This window comes from Acinetobacter sp. CIP A162 (assembly GCF_000367905.1).
Taxonomy (GTDB): domain Bacteria; phylum Pseudomonadota; class Gammaproteobacteria; order Pseudomonadales; family Moraxellaceae; genus Acinetobacter; species Acinetobacter lwoffii.
This window is the reverse complement of the sequence record NZ_KB849158.1, coordinates 39,271-59,554: the sequence shown is the minus strand read 5'-3', so window position 1 is coordinate 59,554 and position 20,284 is coordinate 39,271. Positions and strand designations below refer to the sequence as shown.

Sequence of the window (20,284 nt, the reverse complement as noted above, 5' to 3'; positions counted from 1 at the left end):
TCTGAGGATAAGTATGAATGCAGTAATTAAAGGCGCAAAAGCAGGTGAGGGTAAGGCAAGAAAAGCGGTCATTGCACCTGACTCAGCTCAGTCGAAAACCTATATAAAAATTCTATATGGCTTGTCTGAGGGAGAAGTGGAAGGTTTAGCCAACGGCTTGCAGTCAGTTTATCTGGAAGAAACACCGCTACAGAATCCGGCTGGTGGTTGGAACTTTGAGGATGTTCAGGCTGACTTTCGCCACGGTACCAATGATCAGGCTCACATCGAAGGCTTTCCGGATATCTCATCTGAAACTGCAATCAATGTTGAATTAAAGTCTGATACGCCTTGGGTTCGCTCACTTACCAATACTGATCTGGATGCAATCCGTTTGCGCTTTAAGTGGGGGCCATTGCGTCAGCAGAATGCTGATAATGGCGATGTAAAAGGCATCGTCATTCAGTATGCGATTGATCTACAAACTGATGGTGGCACATGGACTGAAGTTCTAAATACTCAAATCGCTGATAAAACTTCGGCAAATTATGAGCGTTCACATCGAATTGATTTACCAAAGGCAGATACAGGCTGGACAGTTCGTGTGCGTCGAATCACACCTAACTCAACATCTGAATACATCAGTGACAAGATGTATGTGGATGCATTGACTGAGGTAATCGATCTAAAACTCAGTTATCCGAATACCGCTTTGCTTGGCCTTCAATATGATGCCGAAACCTTTTCTAATGTGGCAAAAGTCGCGGTTGATTTAAAAGGTATCAAGCTTCAGGTTCCATCAAATTATGATCCGGTTGCACGCACTTATGCCGGGATGTGGGACGGCACTTTTAAGCGCGCCTATACCAATAATCCAGCCTGGATCTATTACGATATCTGCACCGCAAAACGCTATGCTCTGGGTGATCGATTAACGTCTACAATGTTGGATAAATGGTCTTTATATCGCCTTGCACAGTATTGCGACCAGATGGTGGATGATGGCAAAGGCGGAAAAGAGCCACGTTTTACCTGCAACGTCTATCTACAATCCACAGAAGATGCTTATACCATTTTGAGCAAGTTGGCAGGTGTATTCCGTGCAATCTCTTATTGGGATGGCAATTCAATTGTCTGTGATGCTGATATTCCGCAAGATACATACTTCACTTATACCCGCGCCAATGTCATTGATGGGAATTTTGAGTATGTTGGTAGTAGAGCAAAAGACCGTCACACTGTAGCGAAAGTAGCTTGGGATAATCCTGCAAATCACTACAAGACCGAATATGTTTATGTGCGTGATGAGAAAGCAATCGCCAGTCCGCTTGGTGTGCGTATCGTTGAGATTGATGCATGGGGTTGTACGAGTGAGGGGCAAGCGCAACGTGCAGGTCTTTGGGCGTTAAAGTCTGAGCAACTGGAAACTCGCACTGTATCTTTTAAAGTCGGTCTTGATGGTTATATCCCACAACCAGGTAAAGTGATTGAAATCGCAGACGAGCTTTTTGCAGGCCGTGCCAATGGTGGTCGTATTTCTGCTGTGAGTGCCGACCGTAAAATTATCACTTTAGATCGTGACGATGTGGTGTGCCGTGCGGGTGATCGACTGGTTGTAAACGGTGAAAACGGAAAAGCACAAGCTCGAATCGTATCGTCCGTAAGTGGTCGCAATATCACAGTTACAGTGGCGTTTGACTCTGTTGCAGCGGAAAATGTCTGGGTCGTTGATGCGCAAGATTTGAAAACCATGAAGTTTCGCGTCATGAGTATTACTCAAGACGACAAGCATCAGTTTTCAATCACTGGCTTGCAATATGAATCAGCCAAATATAATGCAATCGATTTCGGTGCTTTTATTGATGAGCGTCCAATTTCCATCATTAATCCAACAATTCAGGCACCCGTAGAGTCTGTATCAATCACTTCTGAAACTATGGTGCAGCAAGGCTTATCCATTGAAACTATGGCTATCTCATGGCCTCAAGCTCAAGGCGCAACCAAGTATCAGGTGGAATGGCGCAAGGATGATGGCACCTGGATTAAGTTGCCGATTACGGGTAGCAATTCTATTGAAGTGCAGGGCATTTATGCGGGTAATTACGAAGCGCGTGTGACAGCAATTTCAGCCTTTGATATTGCTTCCTTGCCAACGTATTCCATACTGACTGCACTGACTGGAAAACAAGGCTTGCCGCCTGCTTTAGCCAACATTGCAGCGACAGGCATCTTGTTTGGTTATCGCTTAGATTGGAATTTTCCTGCGGTTGGTGCGCTTGATACTGCTTATACGGAAATTGAAATTTCAAGCACAGCAAATGGTGCTAATGCAGCAACGCTTGGCTTATTTGCTTATCCAACAACTGTGCATGAAATTCAAGGCATGCAGCCGAATTTAACCCGCTGGTTCCGTGGTCGTTTGATTGACCGGATCGGAAACATTGGTCCATGGTCTGCACGTGTTAGTGCTACAACATCTGCGGATGCGTCAGCTGTACTCGATATTTTATCGAGGAAAATTACTGAGACTCAACTTCATCAAGACTTGCAAACCAAGATTGATAAGATCGACACGATTGCAGGCCTTGATGGTGATATTGGCAATTTAATCGATAATATTACTGCGGTACAAACTCAGGCAGATCAGCTAAATACTGCATTAAATCAGGAAACCCGTCAACGCATCTCGGCAGTGCAGGATCTGGATGATGGTTTAACGCAAGAGATTGAGGATCGCCAGACTGGTGATACTGCTAACCTGAACGCTTTGAATAACTACAAGAGCAGCAATGATCAGGCACTTGCAAATGTTCAGCAACAGGTAAACACAGCGGTAACCGCGACATCTGCAAATACACAAGCGGTTCAGGCGCTGGATAGCCGTGTAACTACAGCAGAGGGCAATGCAAATACTGCAAAAACCAATGCAGCTACCGCATTAACCAAGGCTGAAACCGCAACGACTCAGGCTGGATCAGCAGCAAGTCTAGCCAGTCAGGCCAGTGCAATTGCAAATCAGGCAGCCGATACAGCAGACACAGCAAATCAAACCGCTGCAACTGCCTTATCTACTGCGAATGTTGCTGCAACTCAATCGGGTGCCAATGCAACACGACTTGATGCGATTACATTGGAGTTAGGTGATAAGGCAACCACAGGTGCTCTATCGCAAACCAATGCCAAGGTTGCTGAGCATGAAGGGAAAATCAGCGCCAACACCACAAAGATTGATGGCGTATATGCACAGGTTAATCCGAAGTTAATTGGCTCAACTGAAGACCTGATTGGCTCAACCGAAGGCTTTGCGGGTGTCTGGTCTATTCAATCAGCATTGATTGAAGGTGATATGGCTCAGGCACAAAGAACCGATCAAGTTCTTGCAACGATTAGCGGAAATGATGCTTTATACAAGCAACAAATCAAAGCGAATGCTGATGCTGTTTCTGCAAACGTGAAAGCAACCACCACGCTTCAATCAACAGTTGGCCAAAACACCGCATCAATTCAGGAGGTCAGCCAGTCAGTAAATGGTCTTTATGCCCAGAAGTACATCAAACTCGACGTAAATGGAAAGGTCGCAGGTTGGGGCGGTGCTAACGATGGCAAAGAATCTAATTTCATTTTGAACTTTGATTCATTTGCGATTGGTTCTGGCAATAGCACAGGCTATTACCCATTTATATTCCGCAATACGCCATTCACTGATCCGGTGACGGGCACAGTGTTTCCTGTGTCCGCTTACTTAAAATCAGCAATGATGGACTATCAGTCTGTCAAAACTTCGCATATTGAAGATTTGGCAGTTAAGACTGCAAAGATTGATGATTTGGCGGTGACGACTGCGAAGATTGGTGATCTTCAGGTTGATACGCTTAAGATTAAAGACAATGCTGTTACGGTGCCGGTTGGTATTTTAATGCCAAGGCGCACGGCAAGCCCAACAAACTCAACAGCAAGCTCAAGTCAAGAGGCAAATATAGATGCAGTTGCTGCCGCTATAGGTGATCTTGCATCAATTAGTGTAACTCGGTCTGGCGGGAAGGTCAGGGTTGACGCAGGGGTTGTTGTCTCGGACATACGTGTCGGGGCTTATCCAGCGAACAATAATGATGGTGATTTTATTTATTTGTCGCTTGTATTGCTTAGAAATGGGGAGGTTGTTGCTAGGTATAAGTTTACAGAAGCGGCAATTGCATTATCAACTAAGACGTTTGACGGGTCGTATGTTATGCCTCCCTACATAGATAGTGCTGGGACAGGGCTAACAACGTATACATTGCGGATTGGATTTGCTATTGAAAAGGTAGGTGCGGTTGCCAATGTGCTGACCCCTCCAGTCTCTAGAACATCATATATTCAGTCCGCCTCACTTGCGCTTTTAGAGCTAAAGAAATGACCACTATTATTACACGGTATGGCAAACCCTTATTTAGCATACACGGGGATGCTGAAACTATTAAATTAAACACACCTGAAGATTGTGTGGCGGTTGACGACCCTCCATCTGCAAACATGCAGTACAAAGATAGTGAATGGATGGACCTGCCACCCAAACCATCAGATTTTTATCAATTTAACTATGAAGTAGGGGAGTGGATCGACCCCCGCACCATCGACGAAATCAAAGCCCAGAAATGGGCCGAGATTAAATCTGGGCGAGACAGTCTTGAGTTTAGCGGTTTTGAATTTGAGGGTAATATTTACGACTCAGATCAGGTTTCTCAAGGTCGAATTATGGGCGCGGCTGCTGCCGGGATAGATCAAGTCTGGACTTTAGCTGACAACACTACAGTTGAGTTAAGCGCATCACAGTTGCAGCAACTCTATGCCGCATTGCAAGCGCATATTGCAAACGCTCATGAACGTGGGCGTATCGCAAGGCAGTTAATCCATGAAGCCGAAACCAAAGAGCAGGTTGAAGCAATTAATTTATAGCACCTCCGGGTGCTTTTTTATTACCAAAATTTAGGGGGCGCAATGTCAAATGACTATTCATCTGACCCACCAGTAGCAACAGCAGGGCAGCTTCTTGCCATCTCAGACAAGATTAATGACATATCTAAAAGTATGGATAAGTTAGCTGAAATGCCCCAAAAGCTCGACCGTATGAATATGCAGTTAGAGCAACTCAATAAAGAGCATCAGCAGACCCGTAATGACTTAAATCAGACTCGGGACAATCTGCAAGATGATCTGGATCGAGCCAAGTCAAACTTTAAAAGCGAGATTAAGCAGGTTCGAAATGAGATCGATCCGAAGTTTAAAGAGATGGATATGCAGATCAGGGTGCTACATGAAAGCAAAACAAAGATTGATAACACCACAAGCCTTGTACGCTTTGGTGGCATTTTCTTAGCTGGCTTGTTTGTTGTTGCCTGGAATACGCAGACGAGCAAAACAGACACGGTAAACACTCAAGCCATGACCAACAGCCAATCCATCCAAGTTCTTGAAAAACAATCCGACCAACTTTTAAGAACAGTTGAAGAAATCCGCAACAAACTTTATGAACGAAATATGAGAGAGGAAAAATGAAATTCATCCCCGAAAATGTCTGGAAATATTTATCTGTAAAGCTCCCAATTATCGGAGCTTTTTTATTGGGTGTGCTGCCTGTTTTAATTCAGGAAGGCATCAATACGCAGCTTATCCCTGCTGAATACCATGCTATTTTGCTTTCTGTAGTTTTACCGGCACTAGCATACGTTGGCCGTAAGATTGCGCAGCCTAAAGTTAAGGGTGGTCCATAATGAAACACATTTTTGATTTCTTGCGAAAGATTAGTGGCGGCAAACTCACCCAGAAGCAGGTTGATGCTGCAGATAATCTGATTGCAACTGCCTATGACGATCTGAACGATGTATTAGGTATCGCCACAGATGAAATGCATGTGAGTCCAAGTGGAGTCGATTTGATCTGCAATTTTGAAGGTCTGCGACTGAAAGCCTATGATGATGGCGTAGGTGTATGGACTATTGGTTTCGGCACCACAAAATACCCAAATGGTATTCGTGTCAAAAAAGGGGATACCTGCACACTGGATCAAGCCAAAGCTTATATGCAGAACGATCTGAAATCATTTGAGCAGACTGTAAATAATACGGTCAAAGTTCCACTCAATCAGAATCAGTTCGATGCTTTAGTTTCACTGGCCTACAACATTGGATCAACTGCATTCAAAAATTCCACTTTGGTCAAACGATTGAATGAAGGAAATTATAAAGCTGCAGCCAATCAGTTTGATGTATGGGTGAATGCCGGTGGCAAGCGCATGCAAGGTCTGGTCAATCGCCGGGCTGCTGAAAAGGCCTTATTCTTAAAATGAAGTTATTTGCTTTATTGCTGTGCCTCCTCTTATCGGGTTGCACAGCTCATTCGATTACGACGAATGTGAATGTGGGGATATGTGTGAAGGCTCTTTAAGTGAGGGCTTTTTTATTTAAATAAATCATCATTATTGCGGATGTGTAAAGATTCTCAGATATAATTGCATAGCTCATTCAATGGTGATTAATGCAAATTTAGGAAGATATTTGAATACCCTATATCGCCTAATCTAGATCTATCAATTCACAATACTCTCTTAACTCTGGAATTCTCAATATTTGGGGTGTTAGTTTTGTATGGTCAGGAACGTTCCATATTGCTCTAATTTCATTTTGATAGGAAAAACTTTCGTCTTTGAATAACATTGGATTTTGGCCATAATTAATATGATTCCATTCTTCTTCTTTTGTCATATATTTTATTTTGTCAAAATAAACCAATTTTGCATTGTGTGTTTGTTTTAACTTGGTACTGATTAATTTTATAAATTTATCTGGATGCGTGATAACCACCCCAGCATCATATTTAAATTTCTCTAAAACAAGAGGCGTATGCTCAAATGAGGCACAAAATACTAAGTGGTTATTGCTTGAAACCTCTTTAGTAAACATGGGGGAATCACCCTCCATAATTAGAACCCCCTCTCCGAAGAGTCTCCCTCCAAGATAATTATTCAAAATTCTGTGAGTCGCAGGGTCTCTGGATGCTAAATCTAACCTCTTTACACTCACATTTACATTTTTAAGACCTTCCTTGTTATCTTGAATCCCTTCTTCATATTTGCTATCCCTATACTCATGTAGCGTTCCTATCCTAATAATCCCTTTATTAAGGAGCTTATCAATATGAGCTTTTTTCGAATATTTAAACATTTCTTTTAATTTCCCCCTTAAGGTATATCTTATACTTTATGCCAAACTCTGCTCAGAATCTTTCCTGAAAAACTTCTTTTTCATACTATATGCATTATGTAGAAGTAGGTTTATATTTTTAGAAGAACAAATGCTTTCTGAACTCATGTAAAATAGATGATATAATCAGCACTAACAAGTAGTTGTTGCTTGTGGATAACTTCTTAATTACGCCAGTTTTTCGCCCATTAATCATAAGTATTTGTTTTTAGACAATAAAAAGCCCCATGGTTAGGGGCTAGTCGTATATAGGTCAAGCCCATATACTGTAAGAGGCTCATCTCAAACTGCGTGTATTAGAACACAGCAGCCTGAAAATAACCATCTAAATCTGATTTAAACAGCCAATTGCTGTTCAATCACCGGCCATAAATTCTGATGCGACTTTTTAAACATCAGCATATGACCAATGTTTTTATACGCATAACTTTTAGGTCTAAGTTCAATTATCTGGGTTTTTGCGTTTGGATATAAACGTAGTAAATCTTTCACATTGGCTTCGGTGGCAATTTCATCATCCGATGACCAGATTGAGGTAATCGGGCAGGTGACTTGAGCATGATAATCATGGGATGGTGCAATATTTTTACCAATCGCGTTGATTACATAACCCGGTTTACTACAGAACTGCGCCCATTCGCGAGCTACATCTTTCGGCAGGTTTTCACCCATACCAATCGCTTGAGTCGGGCCATAGCCTTTAGTGAAGCGTGCCAGTGGGAAAATGACATTAAACATCACTGGCGCAAGTAACTTGGTTTTGCCTTTGAGTCCTTTCACATGTCCGGTAGAGCCAGAGACAGCCACCACTTTTGCGACTTTATGATGATTTGGTACGATTCCTAAAAGCTGACCACCGGCACTATGTCCAAGTAGTATCACTTTTTCTGCATTAGTACGCGTTGATAAAGCATCTATTGCGGCCGGTATATCCAGTTGACCCCATTGCACAATACTGGCTTTTGAATTTTTCAACGGGCCATGTAGTGAATCACCAATCCCCCGGAAATCAAAGACCATAACCGCATAGCCTTGCGCTTGTAACCACACACAAAACTGATGATAAAACTGTTTAGTAATGCCAGTTGCCGGGCAGACTAATACTGGAAGTTTGTCAGTTTCAGAAATAGCTGCATAAAAACGTGCACTTAAGCGATAGCCATCTTGGCACTGGAGAGTCAATGTTTCAAATTCAGACATACGTTACACTATGATTTTTATCATCCCATGAAGCTTTTACTGTATAGATTTTTAGCAGGGTAGGTCGGGGAAAACATGACTTTAAAGTCAGTCAAATAATAAACATGGAATGATCTTATGCAGCTAATGGAACTTGAGCTGGCCGTTAAAATCGGCATTATTTTTAGTGGAATCTTCTTGTGGATCGGGATGTTGACCGGTGTCTGGAAATATTGGCAGATTCGTCAATCGCCTCAGTCACGTGCACATTATTATGTCGATATTGCCCATCGTAGCAGCCTGCTTTATGCACCTGCGACCTTAATTCTGGCAGTATTGGCCTATTGTTCAGTATTGCCGAGTAGGGTGAATCTGATTTGCGTACTCATTAATATAATATTTTTCAGCTTCTCGATTGCCGCTTATATGTTGCATGGTTTCCTGCAAGATACGACGAATCAGTTTAAACAGCCGCATCAACTGGGTAAATTTCATTTGCCTGGAAGTTTAATGACTTTCGCCATGCTGGGTTTAATTGTTGCAGAATTGGGCGGGACAGGGATTTTGCTCTATGGAGCATTTGCGGGATTATTTTAATCTTCTTTTTATAGTTATTCTGAAAGGATGCTGGAATGATTGAAAATTAAAACACTTTTTTCACCAGATGGATGACTGGCCATATCATCCATCTGGGCTAATTTAAAATTTGATTATCGGTATTTCTGGTCTATGGCAGCCCATAGGAAAAATGCAGCTGAGACAATCAGTGCATAGCCAAAGTATTCAAGTTTTAAATTACCTTGAATTAAGCAATGAACGGTTAAAGTCAGCATGAGTGCAAAAGTGGTGCATATAAATGTCACCAGATTGGTGTTGTTGGCTTTAAGAGCGTCAATGAAGACTTGCTTGTTGAAATGTAATGATAACATCTCCATCCCTCCCATTTATTTATGTTATTGAAGATTAAAGCAGATTTAATCAGTCAGAATTGAATATATAGTTGTACTGTTTAATTTGGGCCTTTGCAACTGCCGTGGCAGGCTTTTACAGTCAAAATGGCCATCTTTAGTCGTATAACTACATAATCACTTGATTAGGCAAGAATTATATTTTCAGATTTCACCTCCAGTTAATTTTGGAAATAAGATGTAGTCATCATTTAATTAATGCGACCAGATAGAAAATGCAAATTTTACGCCAAAGATATGTAGGGTTAATCAATACTTTGTAAGTCTGCGTATGACTCGGAAGGGAACTTGGTTTAAGTTGGCAACAATAAGTATCTAACATCAGAAAATCAAAAGTTCTGTTTATATTTATATAAAAAATAAAATAATTAAAGTGCGATCTTATTTATAGAAACGATTTTTTATAGAAAATCTTAGTATCAAGATTTACAGCGGTGATTTGATGTCATCATTAAGAAACAATAAATGTCCGTTTGGATAAAACCTGACAATTATTGATCACGCTCAAACCGGATTTTGGGTAAAAATACGATTTTTCAGACATCCTAGAAGTTTTAGTTTCTAATACGGTCAATCACAGCTGTAATCAGCAATACAATCATGGACGGGATAAACCAGGCCAGATTCTGATCTGATAGAGGTAAATTTTGCAGTAATGCAGGCAATTCAAAACCAGCGACTTTTAATCCATCAAAAATACCAAAGATCAAGGCCACCAGGGTCACTGGCGCAATCACATGAGATGGTTTCTTGAAGAAGCTTGCACAGAAGCTCAGCATAATGACGCTAATGGCAGGCGGATAAATCGCACTTAAGACTGGAACCGAAACAGCGATCAGTTTGGTTAAACCCAGATTTGAAATCACCAGTGAGAAGCCCACCAGAATAAATACAAAGATCTTGTACGGAATTTTGGTCAAGCTGGAAAAATACTCAGCGCAGGCACAGGTCAGACCAATTGCAGTGACCATACAGGCAATAAAAATCATGCCGGACAGGAAGTAAGCACCCATATCGCCAAAAGCATGTTGTACATATGCATGCAGGATAATGGCACCATTGGCTGCATTTGGTGCAATCTCATGGCTACCTAGTCCAAGTTTAAACAGACTTAAATACACCAGAGTTAAACCAATACCAGAAATAATGCCGGCATTCACTGCATATTTGGTAATCAGTTTTTTATCGGTTACACCACGTGAAGTAATGGCTTTAACAATCACAATACCGAAAACTAAAGCGCCCAAAGTATCCATGGTTAAATAACCATTTACGAAGCCTTCAGTCACTGGACTGGTAACGTAATTATCGATCGCTGCAGGCGGATTGCTGGCAGGAATCATCACGGCTGCTACACCCAAAATGATCAAAGAAATAATTTTAAGTGGCGACAGGAAATAGCCGACGGTATCCAGAATCTTATTGGGATATAAGGACACGATGGTCACCACAGCAAAATAGATGATGCTGTAAATGAGCAGGCTGCCAGATTCATTACCAAAGTAAGATGAAAAACCGATTTCATAAGAAACGGTTGCGGTACGCGGCGTCGCAAATAAAGGGCCAACAGCTAAGTAACAGATTACAGTCAGCAAGATGCTGGCTGCTTTGCCAAGAGGCGAGCTTAGTGCCTGAATGGAACCTTCAACGCGAGACAACGCAATAATGGTAATCACGGGTAAGCCGACTGCTGTAATAAGGAAACCTAAAGCAGCGAGCCATACGTGTTCACCGGCTTGTTGAGCCACAATCGGTGGGAAGATAATGTTGCCCGCACCAATAAATAGTGCAAAGGTCATAAAACCTAGGGCGACAATATCCCGGGTACGCAGACTTGTCATAAAGGGAGATCAATAGAACAAAAGAAAGCGATTTTAGTGTATATGTCCAATTTTTTGGAGTTTATTTTAAGGCTGGAAGCCTTGATTCTAGTGAGTTTGCGGATCACATAACCGGTCATTCAAATCTTGGTAGAAATATATGTTTGATAATTCGCTGAAAAATATATTTTTCCTTACAAGCTCAAAAAATATCTGCACTTGATATCAAAATATGTCAGTTATTGTTTGTACAAATAAACAGCAGTGAAAATTCCTATTTCAAGGAAAATTGCTGTGCCGAAACTCAACAACTGCGACATATTTCGCAAAAAAGGGATTATAATTCAGGGATTCATAGTGAGGATAGGTATATGCGCGCTCCAGCGATTAGTCTTAAAACTGAGCAAGATGTTGAAAAATTGCGGATATCTGGGCGTTTGGCTGCAGAGGTTTTAGCGATGATCGGGGAGCATGTCAAGCCAGGTGTCACCACTGAATATCTGGATGATCTCTGTCATGATTTTATTGTAAATACATTAAAGGTGACGCCAGCCAATATTGGCTATTATGGCTATACTAAAACCACCTGTATTTCACCGAATGAAGTGGTTTGTCACGGCATTCCATCATCGAAAGTCGTTCTGCAGGATGGCGATATTATCAATATTGATGTTGCCATTATTAAAGACGGTTATTTTGGTGATACAAGCCGGATGTACTATGTTGGAACTCCTTCTCCAGAAGCCAAGCGACTGGTCAATACCACCTATGAAGCCATGGTGGCCGGGATTCATGCGGTGAAGCCGGGCGCGACTCTAGGTGATATCGGCTATGCGATTCAAACGGTCGCACAGCGTGAAGGCTATTCCATCGTGCGCGAATATTGCGGTCACGGCATCGGTAAGGTCTATCACGAGCAGCCAAACATTCTGCATTACGGTCAGCCAGGTCAGGGCATTAAACTGGTTCCAGGCATGGTGTTTACCATTGAGCCGATGGTGAATATGGGAAAAGCCCGCGTCAAAGAGCTGAAAGATGGCTGGACTGTAGTCACCACGGATAAATCCTGGTCGGCGCAATGGGAACATATGGTCTATGTCACCGAAACCGGGTTTGAAGTCTTGTCGCCTTGGCCTGAAGGCACAGGTGAGTATCCGGAAATTTAAAATATTGATTGAATGATCTTTATTCAGATAATCCACTTACATAAATTACAACTCACTCGTTCTTGCTGACGAAAACATACAAAACACTACATTAAACAGTGGTTTAGGATTTTATATCTGATTAAACTAAGAGTCAGATACATAGGTTCCCTTTTTTTCGCTCACTATGCTGTAGTGAAAGTTTCTCTAGCTCATTTTTCCCCAAGAATGAGCTATTTTTTTTGTCTAGTTTTTCTCAAAAGTACTTCATTTAGCGCCGATTTAATTCAGCGACCAGATAATCAATAAAGACCCTTACTGCAGGTAATAAGCCGCGACGTGAAGGATAAACCACATGGAAAATACCATGCGGTGCTTTCCAGTCAGGAAGCACTCGAACCAGTTCACCACTTGCCACGTACTGCTCGACCACGTTATCTGGCAACAAAGTGACGCCTGAGCCTGACGCGGCCAGTTGTGCCAGCATATTTAAGTCAGAACCCATAACCGTTGGACTGACACGAATTTTTTTTTGTTCCTGCTGTTCATTTTGTAAGGTTAGAAACTGTTCGGTATGGTCTTCGGCCATACTCAGGATTTTATGTTCAGCCAGTTGCTCTGGGTTTTTTAGTTCACCAAATTCATTTAAATAACCCTGACTGGCGAATAAATGCTGCTCAATTTTTTCAAACTGGCGGATCACCAGATTTGGGTCATCATCCAGGCTGGAACGGACACGTAAGGCCAGATCAAAGCCTTCATTGATAATATCGACCCGGCGATTGGTGATCATCATCTGGACTTTAATTTCAGGATATTTTTTCAAAAAATCCGGCAGAATTTTTGCCAGTTCGTTCTGGGCAATAGAGACTGGCAGACTGACTTTAATGGTTCCGCGCGGTTCGGTACTCAGATGGTCCACCAGATCATGCGCCGCCTGTGCAGCACTCAGCATAACTTGGGCATGCCGGTAAATATTCATACCGATATCGGTGACGGCAAAATGACGCGAACTGCGCTGAATCAGACGTACACCCAGGCGCTCTTCCAGATTAAACACCCGACGGCTGAGTTTGGATTTGGGAATATCGGTTGCACGTTCGGCTGCACTAAAGCCGCCATGTTCCACCACCTGAGCGAAACAGTAAAAGTCATCCAGATCAGACAGCATGGTTTAATTCCATTCTTGCAACGATAAGTTGATTAAAAATTGATTGTTGCATACTGTCAATCAGAGAATGCAGCATATAAAAAAATCTAATTCCCGGATTTAAGTAAACCTAGCAGTGTTTGCATGCCGTCGGTCGCGTTTTGGGAGATCTTGTAAAACTGTCCAGGTAAATGCTGCTGCTCGGCTTTCGGGTCGATGTAATAGGCCTGACAGTTCGCAGGAATCTCATGAATTAACCCGGCAACTGGATAAACCTGCAAGCTGGTGCCAATCACCACGAAAATATTGGCATCCTGTACACTGTCTTGAGCTTCTTCATACGCGGGCACGGCTTCACCAAACCAGACCACATGCGGACGTAACGGATAGCCTGCCTTACAAAAGTGTTGATTTAAATCTAATTCAGCACTTTCAATTGGATAAAACTCGGTCGTGCTTTGTGCATCGGGGCCTGAGCTTTTGGCCAGACGAATATTGCCATGTAAATGGATCACCTTGGAGCTGCCGGCACGTTCATGCAAGTCATCAATATTCTGGGTGATTACATGCACATCAAACTCATCTTCAAGATTGGCAATCACTTGATGGGCTGCATTCGGCTGTGCTTTCAGAATATTTTTACGACGTGCATTATAAAAGCGTTGCACCAGTTGCGGATTTTTGGCCCAGGCTTCAGGTGTGGCAACCTCTTCAATCCGGTATTGTTCCCAAAGTCCATTACTGTCGCGAAAAGTATTAATGCCACTTTCGGCGCTCATGCCTGCACCGGAAAAGACCACCAGTTTCTTCATTGTTCTATCTCCTGAATCTTTAGGCAGCTGAAGTGCTAGATTGCGAATTTTCTTTTAAGAAGATGCCAAGTTCTCGGGAAAATTTTAGCGGTTCAGTCAGTAAAGGTGTATGGCCGGATTTGCTGAAAAGTATCTGTTTGGCCTGAGGCAGGCTTTCTGCAATCAGGCGCTGACCTTCAAAAGGATATAGCTTGGATTGTACGCCGCTAAAGAAAGTCACCGAACAGCTGAGCTGGGCCAATGCCTCTCGGTAATCCTCACGATGGTATAAATAATTGTTGATATACCACGCCATATAATCCACCCGGCTGGAAGGCATTAACAGACTTTGCAGGCGAGGTTGATTCAAAATGAATTCGAAAGCTTTCAGACTATATTTTTGTTGATTTTGTAGCTGAATAAACTTTAGCCATAGGGCGGCAATTTGTTTACGGACAGAAACGTCAAGATCACGGATCAATTCAACTTGCTGATATTGCGTAAGTAGGACAGAGAGCTGCTGCAGGATGTCGATAAATTCCTGATAACGTGGACCAAAAAGACCAAAATCCCAGGCATCATCGACCGGAATTTTGGGAGTCTGATCAATGTGCAAATAAGCAGAAATCTGACTGGCAAAGTTGTCATAATGCATGCCGTGCATTGCGGTGGTTGCACCCATGGAATAGGCAATGACGATGACTTGATCTAATTCTAGCTGGGTCAGAACTGAACGCACATCCAGCCAGTGACTGGAAATTGCATCGAGATCTTGCGGAATTTTACAGCGACTGGAAGCCCCAAAGCCGCGCCATTCTGGAATAATGAAACAGAAATTTTTCTGATGCGGATAGAGAAAAGCTTTCCATTGCCAGCTCAGCATGCCAAGTCCAGAGAGTACCAGTACCGGCTGTCCCCGACCGTATTCGCGTACAAACAGCTGTTCACCATCGGGCATGCGATAAAAGGGCATGTGTGTCTCCGTATTTATAATTGTTGTGCGTCAAATTGTTGCAGTCGCGGAATAACCTGTTCCAGCCAGGAAATCCAACCCAGTTCCTGATCAATTCCCAGTTGCAGAATCATTTTATGAATATATAAGGTACGGTCAGTTTCGTCCGCTTGAGCAAAGTCCTTGGCAAAAATCTGCTGATAGGTTTTCAATTTCTCTTTATGCAGTTCCAGATGGCGTTCCAGCTCTGCCAAAGTGTTATTGCCACCAAGTTGGGCTTCGGCACGTAAACGTACCATCAGCTCTTCACGTAATTGTGCTGGTGGGCTCTGTTGCAACATCCAGTTGGCCAGTTCTTCGCGGCCCAGACGTTCTACCTGATAAGTCTTTTTGCGGCTATTCGAGTCTTCCTCTTCTATCGTCGAAATCCAGCCTTTTTGCAGCATGGCATTCAGCTCGCGATAAATCTGCTGATGAGTGGCATTCCAGAAGAAGCCCATGGAACGGTCAAAACGGCGAGCCAGTTCGATTCCGGTGCTAGGTTTTTCAATCAGGCTGGTCAATAAAACATGCGCTAAAGACATAAACGTCTCAAAAAAGTGACTCGGGATTATTATGCAACATGTTGCATAAAAATCAATTCTGGCATATAAATTAGTGCAACAAGTTGCATTAAACTGGAAAGATTGAGGGATCAAACTGCCAGTTGCTAAAACAATAGCCAGCCTAAACGCATGCTCAGGAGTTGAAATGTCTAAATATCCGAATTTACTTGCCCCATTGAACTTGGGTTTTACCACACTTAAAAACCGCGTATTAATGGGTTCCATGCACGTTGGTCTTGAAGAAGCACCCGGCGGATATGATCGGATGGCAGCTTTTTATGCAGAGCGCGCCAAAGGTGGAGTCGCTTTAATCGTCACCGGCGGGATTTCACCAAATGATCATGGCGTAACGTTTCATGGCGGTTCCAAACTTGACACCATTGAAGAAGCTGAAAAGCATAAGGTGATTACCCAGGCCGTACATGAAGCGGGCGGGAAAATTGCCATGCAGATTCTGCATACCGGACGTTATTCTTATCAGGCTGAAAATGTCGCGCCATCCCCAATTCAGGCACCGATCAATCCAGTCAAACCGCATGCTTTAACTTCGGCTGAGGTGCAGCAAACCATTGATGATTTTGCCAATTGTGCCAAGCTGGCTCAATACGCCGGTTATGACGGTGTAGAAATCATGGGCTCGGAAGGCTATCTGATTAACGAATTTATTGCAGCACGTACCAACCATCGTGATGATGAGTGGGGTGGAAGCTATGCAAACCGCATCCGTTTCCCGATTGAAATCGTACGCCGTACACGTGAAATGGTCGGTGAGAACTTTATCATTATTTATCGCCTATCTATGCTGGATCTGGTCGAAGGCGGTTCAACTCTGGAAGAAGTCATCCAGTTGGCCAAAGAAATTGAAAAAGCTGGTGCCACCATTATCAATACCGGCATTGGCTGGCATGAAGCGCGTATTCCGACGATTGCCACTAAAGTGCCTCGTGCAGCCTTCACCTGGGTGACGCGTAAGCTGAAAGGTCAGGTGAAGATCCCTTTAATCACTTCAAACCGTATCAATACTCCGGAAATGGCTGAATATGTATTGGCGTCTGGTGATGCTGATATGATTTCCATGGCCCGTCCGATGCTGGCAGACTCTGAGTTTGTCCTGAAAGCGGAGCAGGGTCGTAGCGATGAGATCAATACCTGTATCGGTTGTAATCAGGCCTGTCTGGATCATATTTTCTCAATGAAAATTGCCACCTGTCTGGTCAATCCACGTGCCTGCTATGAAACAGAGCTCATTTTTAAAGAAACCAATGTAGCAAAAAATATTGCCGTGATTGGTGCGGGTCCTGCAGGTTTAAGCTTTGCTGTATATGCAGCAAATCGCGGTCATCAGGTGACGGTATTTGAAGCCGCTGCTCAGATTGGCGGGCAGTTTAATATTGCCAAGACCATTCCGGGCAAGGAAGAGTTTTATGAAACCTTGCGCTACTTCAAGCGTCAGATTGAATTACAACCACGTATCAAATTGCAACTGAATCATAAGGCGAGTCTGGAAGAGCTGGCTCAGTCAAGCTTTGATGATATTGTGGTGGCAACAGGCGTGACACCACGTCAACTTGAGATTCCAGGTATTGATCATGCAAAAGTACTGTCTTATCTGGACGTTTTGAAAGAACGTAAGCCAGTGGGTCAGCGAGTTGCCATTATTGGTGCAGGCGGTATTGGTTTTGATACAGCCGAATTCCTGAGTCATGAAGGAGAAAGTGGCAGTATCAATCCGGAAAAATTCTATGATGAATGGGGTATTGATACTGACTATGAAAATGTCGGTGGCTTAAAAGCTGCAAATGTAGAAAAACCGCAACGTGAAATTTATTTATTGCAACGTAAAGCCGCTTCAGTCGGCGCAAGTTTGGGTAAAACCACAGGCTGGATTCATCGTACTGGTTTAAAACACCGTGATGTGAAAATGATTGCGGGCGCCAGCTATGAAAAAATTGATGATCAGGGCTTACATATAGTCGTGAATGACAAACCTGCGGTACTAGAAGTCGATCATGTGATTATTTGTGCCGGTCAGGAATCTTATACCGCCATGTTTGATGAGCTAAAAGCAGCCGGGAAAAATGTGCATCTGATTGGTGGAGCGAAAGAAGCGGGTGAGTTGGATGCCAAACGTGCCATCCGTCAGGGTGCTGAATTGGCGGCGGTGATTTAATTTAAAAACGTCAAGCTTTATTAACCTCTCCCTTGCGCAGCAGTGCTACTCATCTCCTATAAGGAGAGGGATAAATCGGTATAAAAAGTGTTATCTCCCTCTCCCTTTGGGAGAGGGCTGGGGTGAGGGAGATTAATTTTTTAATAACAAAAAAGGAATCCAAAATGACCATCGAAAATACAAAAAAATCCATTTCACGCTGGCATGAGATGCTGGAAAGCCGTGATATGTCGATCTTGAATGAACTGCTTGCTGAAGAAGTGGTATTTCGTTCGCCTGTGGCTTTTCAGCCTTATCCTGGAAAACAGGTGGTATTTTTTATTTTGACCAATGTCATTCAAGTCTTTGAAAATTTCACCTATCACCGTGAATTTATAAGTGAAGATGGTAACAATGTCGTACTTGAGTTTTCTGCCAATGTGGGCGATAAAAAACTAAAGGGAGTTGACATGATTCAGTTTAATGAAGAGGGTCAGATGGTTGATTTTGAAGTCATGATTCGACCTAAGTCCGGACTTGAAGCCTTGGCTGTACAGATGGGCCAGCGGATGCAATTATTCCAAGCTAAAACTTAATTCGAACTATTGATTCAAGTCGGCATGAAATTTGTAAATCACAGCTAGTACAACTAGAGGGGGGATGACAGATGAAAATGTTGCTTAAAAAATTGGGTCAGCTTTCCAGTGAATATCTGGATCGTTTCAGCGGAGCAGACGAGCCGACCCTGTATTACAATCCGAATGGTGTATTTTCAGGACTCATTGAACGCTTACCGCAGCTGCAACAAAAATATCGTCCTACACCTTGGTTAGCCAATGCACACGCACATATTCTGTATTTTGATTTAATTAAAAAACGTACCATTAAGCTGAAATACGATGCGCTTGAACAGCTGAAAATGTCAGATGGCGGAATTACCGGTATTGCCTGGTATGGGCTGGATCTTCCGGCAAGTACGCCAACCATTGTCTTACTCCATACTATTACCGGTTCTCCTGAATCGATGCGTGAACTGGTTCGTGATCTGCATAAACATACCGGTTGGCGTGTGGCATTGTGTTTACGCCGTGGTCATGCAGACTTACCCATGCCTGTGCCTAAAATGAACCTGTTTGGTTCAACTCAGGATTTGCGTGAGCAGCTCTTGTATATACAGGACAGATTTCCTCAGTCCGATCTCTATGGGGTTGGATCTTCTGCGGGTACGGGATTGTTGGTGCGTTATCTGGGTGAAGAGGGTGAACAAACCCCACTCAAAGCAGCTTTTGCTTTATGTCCTGGCTATAACACTGAAACCGGTTTTGCCAATGTGCATCCGTTTTACAGTAAAGTCATGGCCAAAAAACTGATTAAGCGCTTTATTCATCCTTATCAAGAAACCTGGCAGGTCTGCCCAAGCTGGAAACAGTTATTAGAAGTTAAAGATCTGTCTGAATTTGAAAAACTTTATTTTGAACTGGCCGGATTTGCGGATTATGCCAGTTATACTCAGGCAACCAATCCGATTTATGTGTTTGAAAGTGTCAAAATCCCACTGATGATTTTAAATGCGGAGGATGATCCGGTTTGTCACATCCGAAATTTAGAACCTTATAAAGAAAAAATTCGGGCGATGTCTAATATTATGGTGATTACCACCAAAAAAGGCAGTCATTGCGGCTTTTATCAGGGCTTGATGCAAACCGAATCTTGGGCTACCCGACTAATGGCAGACTATTTGATTCACTTATCTCGTGCACCGGCAACAGTATCCGCTTAAAAAGTTCCAATAAAAAACCCAGCATCTGCTGGGTTTTTTGATGAATGATACTGTAATTAGTCAAGTGCTGGCATCGCTGCGGCAATTGCGTCAGCAACCGCATCATCCTCAGACTTGTTTTCTGGATTTGAATTGGTTTTAGGTGTGGTCGCAGCAGGCTTTGACGCAGGTTCTTCGCGGGTTTCAGGCACTGGTGCCGGCTCAGTAGTTTCTGGTTTTTTGATTTCACGACGGATTTCAGTCGTGGTGTTTTCAGTTTGCTCACGTTGAATTTCAACCGTTGGCGCTACTTCCTCTTCAATTGCCGCTGGCTCTACAGGTTCAAGCGGTTCAAATTGCGTTGGTTCTGGAGTCGAGATTTCAGATGCTGGAGTAACTTCTACTTGCTCTTCTTCTTTTGGTGCTTCTTTTTTTACACACGCAGTTAATGTCAGGCCAGTCAGGATTAGGGTGGAGATTAAAAGTTTCTTCATCATCATTGCATCAAACATAAAAGTGTGGAGTGGATACACTATTATAGCAGCAAAA

The 20,284-nt window shown here is 43.0% G+C and carries 19 protein-coding genes; 10 read left to right on the top strand and 9 right to left on the bottom strand.

What is annotated here, in order from left to right; genetic code table 11:
* Positions 1-13 precede the first annotated feature (13 nt).
* Genes F995_RS02790 through F995_RS02770 form a run of 5 tightly spaced genes read left to right on the top strand, consistent with a single transcriptional unit; the run spans position 14 to position 6,304 of the window.
* Complete coding sequence (locus F995_RS02790; RefSeq protein WP_004645293.1) at positions 14-4,375, top strand: TipJ family phage tail tip protein; 4,362 nt, start codon at positions 14-16, stop codon at positions 4,373-4,375.
* The gene (locus F995_RS02785; RefSeq protein ID WP_004645291.1) at positions 4,372-4,914 is read left to right on the top strand and encodes a DUF4376 domain-containing protein; all 543 of its coding nucleotides are present in this window, start codon (positions 4,372-4,374) and stop codon (positions 4,912-4,914) included. The genes F995_RS02790 and F995_RS02785 overlap by 4 nt, the downstream gene beginning before the upstream one ends.
* Before the next feature lie 42 nt (positions 4,915-4,956).
* Positions 4,957-5,514 (top strand): coiled-coil domain-containing protein, encoded by a 558-nt coding sequence (locus F995_RS02780; RefSeq protein ID WP_004645290.1) that lies wholly within the window; start codon positions 4,957-4,959, stop codon positions 5,512-5,514.
* A complete protein-coding gene (locus F995_RS02775; RefSeq protein WP_004645289.1) occupies positions 5,511-5,729 on the top strand; it encodes a DUF7940 domain-containing protein in 219 nt (72 codons plus the stop codon). The genes F995_RS02780 and F995_RS02775 overlap by 4 nt, the downstream gene beginning before the upstream one ends.
* Complete coding sequence (locus tag F995_RS02770) at positions 5,729-6,304, top strand: lysozyme (RefSeq protein WP_004645288.1); 576 nt, start codon at positions 5,729-5,731, stop codon at positions 6,302-6,304. Before F995_RS02775 ends, F995_RS02770 begins: the two co-directional genes overlap by 1 nt.
* Positions 6,305-6,530: 226 nt before the next feature.
* Here F995_RS02770 and F995_RS02765 read toward each other — a convergent pair whose 3' ends face one another.
* A complete protein-coding gene (locus F995_RS02765; RefSeq protein WP_004645287.1) occupies positions 6,531-7,178 on the bottom strand; it encodes a hypothetical protein in 648 nt (215 codons plus the stop codon).
* A gap of 375 nt (positions 7,179-7,553) precedes the next feature.
* Entirely contained in the window at positions 7,554-8,417 is an 864-nt protein-coding gene (locus F995_RS02760) for an alpha/beta hydrolase family protein (RefSeq protein ID WP_004645286.1), read from the bottom strand.
* A gap of 117 nt (positions 8,418-8,534) precedes the next feature.
* Here F995_RS02760 and F995_RS02755 point away from each other — a divergent pair, with 117 nt between their 5' ends.
* Positions 8,535-8,993 (top strand): hypothetical protein, encoded by a 459-nt coding sequence (locus tag F995_RS02755; RefSeq protein ID WP_004645285.1) that lies wholly within the window; start codon positions 8,535-8,537, stop codon positions 8,991-8,993.
* A 113-nt stretch (positions 8,994-9,106) separates the two neighbouring features.
* On the opposite strand, the gene F995_RS02750 is transcribed toward F995_RS02755, so the two are convergent.
* Positions 9,107-9,325: a hypothetical protein gene (locus tag F995_RS02750; RefSeq protein ID WP_004645284.1), complete on the bottom strand. Its 219-nt coding sequence runs from the start codon at positions 9,323-9,325 to the stop codon at positions 9,107-9,109.
* Between the two features lie 593 nt (positions 9,326-9,918).
* Positions 9,919-11,205 carry a branched-chain amino acid transport system II carrier protein gene (gene brnQ / locus F995_RS02745; RefSeq protein WP_004645282.1) on the bottom strand — a complete coding sequence of 429 codons (1,287 nt, stop codon included), beginning with the start codon at positions 11,203-11,205 and terminating at the stop codon, positions 9,919-9,921.
* 350 nt (positions 11,206-11,555) lie between these two features.
* Between brnQ and map the strand changes: the two genes are divergently transcribed.
* Positions 11,556-12,350, top strand: coding sequence for a type I methionyl aminopeptidase (gene map / locus F995_RS02740; protein ID WP_004645281.1), 795 nt, complete (start codon positions 11,556-11,558; stop codon positions 12,348-12,350).
* A 250-nt stretch (positions 12,351-12,600) separates the two neighbouring features.
* Here map and F995_RS02735 read toward each other — a convergent pair whose 3' ends face one another.
* The 4 genes from F995_RS02735 to F995_RS02720 form a co-directional block, all read right to left on the bottom strand.
* Entirely contained in the window at positions 12,601-13,500 is a 900-nt protein-coding gene (locus F995_RS02735) for a LysR substrate-binding domain-containing protein (RefSeq protein ID WP_004645280.1), read from the bottom strand.
* An 86-nt stretch (positions 13,501-13,586) separates the two neighbouring features.
* A complete protein-coding gene (locus F995_RS02730) occupies positions 13,587-14,291 on the bottom strand; it encodes an SIR2 family NAD-dependent protein deacylase (protein ID WP_004645279.1) in 705 nt (234 codons plus the stop codon).
* Between the two features lie 19 nt (positions 14,292-14,310).
* Positions 14,311-15,243, bottom strand: coding sequence for an alpha/beta fold hydrolase (locus tag F995_RS02725; protein ID WP_004645278.1), 933 nt, complete (start codon positions 15,241-15,243; stop codon positions 14,311-14,313).
* A gap of 14 nt (positions 15,244-15,257) precedes the next feature.
* Positions 15,258-15,806 (bottom strand): PadR family transcriptional regulator, encoded by a 549-nt coding sequence (locus F995_RS02720; RefSeq protein WP_004645277.1) that lies wholly within the window; start codon positions 15,804-15,806, stop codon positions 15,258-15,260.
* A gap of 166 nt (positions 15,807-15,972) precedes the next feature.
* On the opposite strand from F995_RS02720, the gene F995_RS02715 reads away from it, so the two are divergent.
* The 3 genes from F995_RS02715 (at position 15,973) to F995_RS02705 (ending at position 19,756) form a co-directional block, all read left to right on the top strand.
* Complete coding sequence (locus tag F995_RS02715) at positions 15,973-17,997, top strand: NADPH-dependent 2,4-dienoyl-CoA reductase (protein ID WP_004645276.1); 2,025 nt, start codon at positions 15,973-15,975, stop codon at positions 17,995-17,997.
* Positions 17,998-18,161: 164 nt separating this feature from the next.
* Positions 18,162-18,572: a nuclear transport factor 2 family protein gene (locus tag F995_RS02710; protein ID WP_004645275.1), complete on the top strand. Its 411-nt coding sequence runs from the start codon at positions 18,162-18,164 to the stop codon at positions 18,570-18,572.
* A gap of 71 nt (positions 18,573-18,643) precedes the next feature.
* The gene (locus F995_RS02705; RefSeq protein ID WP_004645273.1) at positions 18,644-19,756 is read left to right on the top strand and encodes a YheT family hydrolase; all 1,113 of its coding nucleotides are present in this window, start codon (positions 18,644-18,646) and stop codon (positions 19,754-19,756) included.
* Between the two features lie 56 nt (positions 19,757-19,812).
* Here F995_RS02705 and F995_RS02700 read toward each other — a convergent pair whose 3' ends face one another.
* A complete protein-coding gene (locus tag F995_RS02700) occupies positions 19,813-20,235 on the bottom strand; it encodes a hypothetical protein (RefSeq protein ID WP_370940779.1) in 423 nt (140 codons plus the stop codon).
* Positions 20,236-20,284 lie beyond the last annotated feature (49 nt).

What these genes read in the sequence shown, in the direction of transcription:
- F995_RS02790 (WP_004645293.1), top strand. Translation starts at nt 14, where the DNA reads ATGAATGCAGTAATTAAAGGCGCAAAAGCAGGTGAGGGTAAGGCAAGA.
- F995_RS02785 (WP_004645291.1), top strand. Translation starts at nt 4,372, where the DNA reads ATGACCACTATTATTACACGGTATGGCAAACCCTTATTTAGCATACAC.
- F995_RS02780 (WP_004645290.1), top strand. Translation starts at nt 4,957, where the DNA reads ATGTCAAATGACTATTCATCTGACCCACCAGTAGCAACAGCAGGGCAG.
- F995_RS02775 (WP_004645289.1), top strand. Translation starts at nt 5,511, where the DNA reads ATGAAATTCATCCCCGAAAATGTCTGGAAATATTTATCTGTAAAGCTC.
- F995_RS02770 (WP_004645288.1), top strand. Translation starts at nt 5,729, where the DNA reads ATGAAACACATTTTTGATTTCTTGCGAAAGATTAGTGGCGGCAAACTC.
- F995_RS02765 (WP_004645287.1), bottom strand. Translation starts at nt 7,178, where the DNA reads ATGTTTAAATATTCGAAAAAAGCTCATATTGATAAGCTCCTTAATAAA.
- F995_RS02760 (WP_004645286.1), bottom strand. Translation starts at nt 8,417, where the DNA reads ATGTCTGAATTTGAAACATTGACTCTCCAGTGCCAAGATGGCTATCGC.
- F995_RS02755 (WP_004645285.1), top strand. Translation starts at nt 8,535, where the DNA reads ATGCAGCTAATGGAACTTGAGCTGGCCGTTAAAATCGGCATTATTTTT.
- F995_RS02750 (WP_004645284.1), bottom strand. Translation starts at nt 9,325, where the DNA reads ATGTTATCATTACATTTCAACAAGCAAGTCTTCATTGACGCTCTTAAA.
- brnQ (WP_004645282.1), bottom strand. Translation starts at nt 11,205, where the DNA reads ATGACAAGTCTGCGTACCCGGGATATTGTCGCCCTAGGTTTTATGACC.
- map (WP_004645281.1), top strand. Translation starts at nt 11,556, where the DNA reads ATGCGCGCTCCAGCGATTAGTCTTAAAACTGAGCAAGATGTTGAAAAA.
- F995_RS02735 (WP_004645280.1), bottom strand. Translation starts at nt 13,500, where the DNA reads ATGCTGTCTGATCTGGATGACTTTTACTGTTTCGCTCAGGTGGTGGAA.
- F995_RS02730 (WP_004645279.1), bottom strand. Translation starts at nt 14,291, where the DNA reads ATGAAGAAACTGGTGGTCTTTTCCGGTGCAGGCATGAGCGCCGAAAGT.
- F995_RS02725 (WP_004645278.1), bottom strand. Translation starts at nt 15,243, where the DNA reads ATGCCCTTTTATCGCATGCCCGATGGTGAACAGCTGTTTGTACGCGAA.
- F995_RS02720 (WP_004645277.1), bottom strand. Translation starts at nt 15,806, where the DNA reads ATGTCTTTAGCGCATGTTTTATTGACCAGCCTGATTGAAAAACCTAGC.
- F995_RS02715 (WP_004645276.1), top strand. Translation starts at nt 15,973, where the DNA reads ATGTCTAAATATCCGAATTTACTTGCCCCATTGAACTTGGGTTTTACC.
- F995_RS02710 (WP_004645275.1), top strand. Translation starts at nt 18,162, where the DNA reads ATGACCATCGAAAATACAAAAAAATCCATTTCACGCTGGCATGAGATG.
- F995_RS02705 (WP_004645273.1), top strand. Translation starts at nt 18,644, where the DNA reads ATGAAAATGTTGCTTAAAAAATTGGGTCAGCTTTCCAGTGAATATCTG.
- F995_RS02700 (WP_370940779.1), bottom strand. Translation starts at nt 20,235, where the DNA reads ATGATGATGAAGAAACTTTTAATCTCCACCCTAATCCTGACTGGCCTG.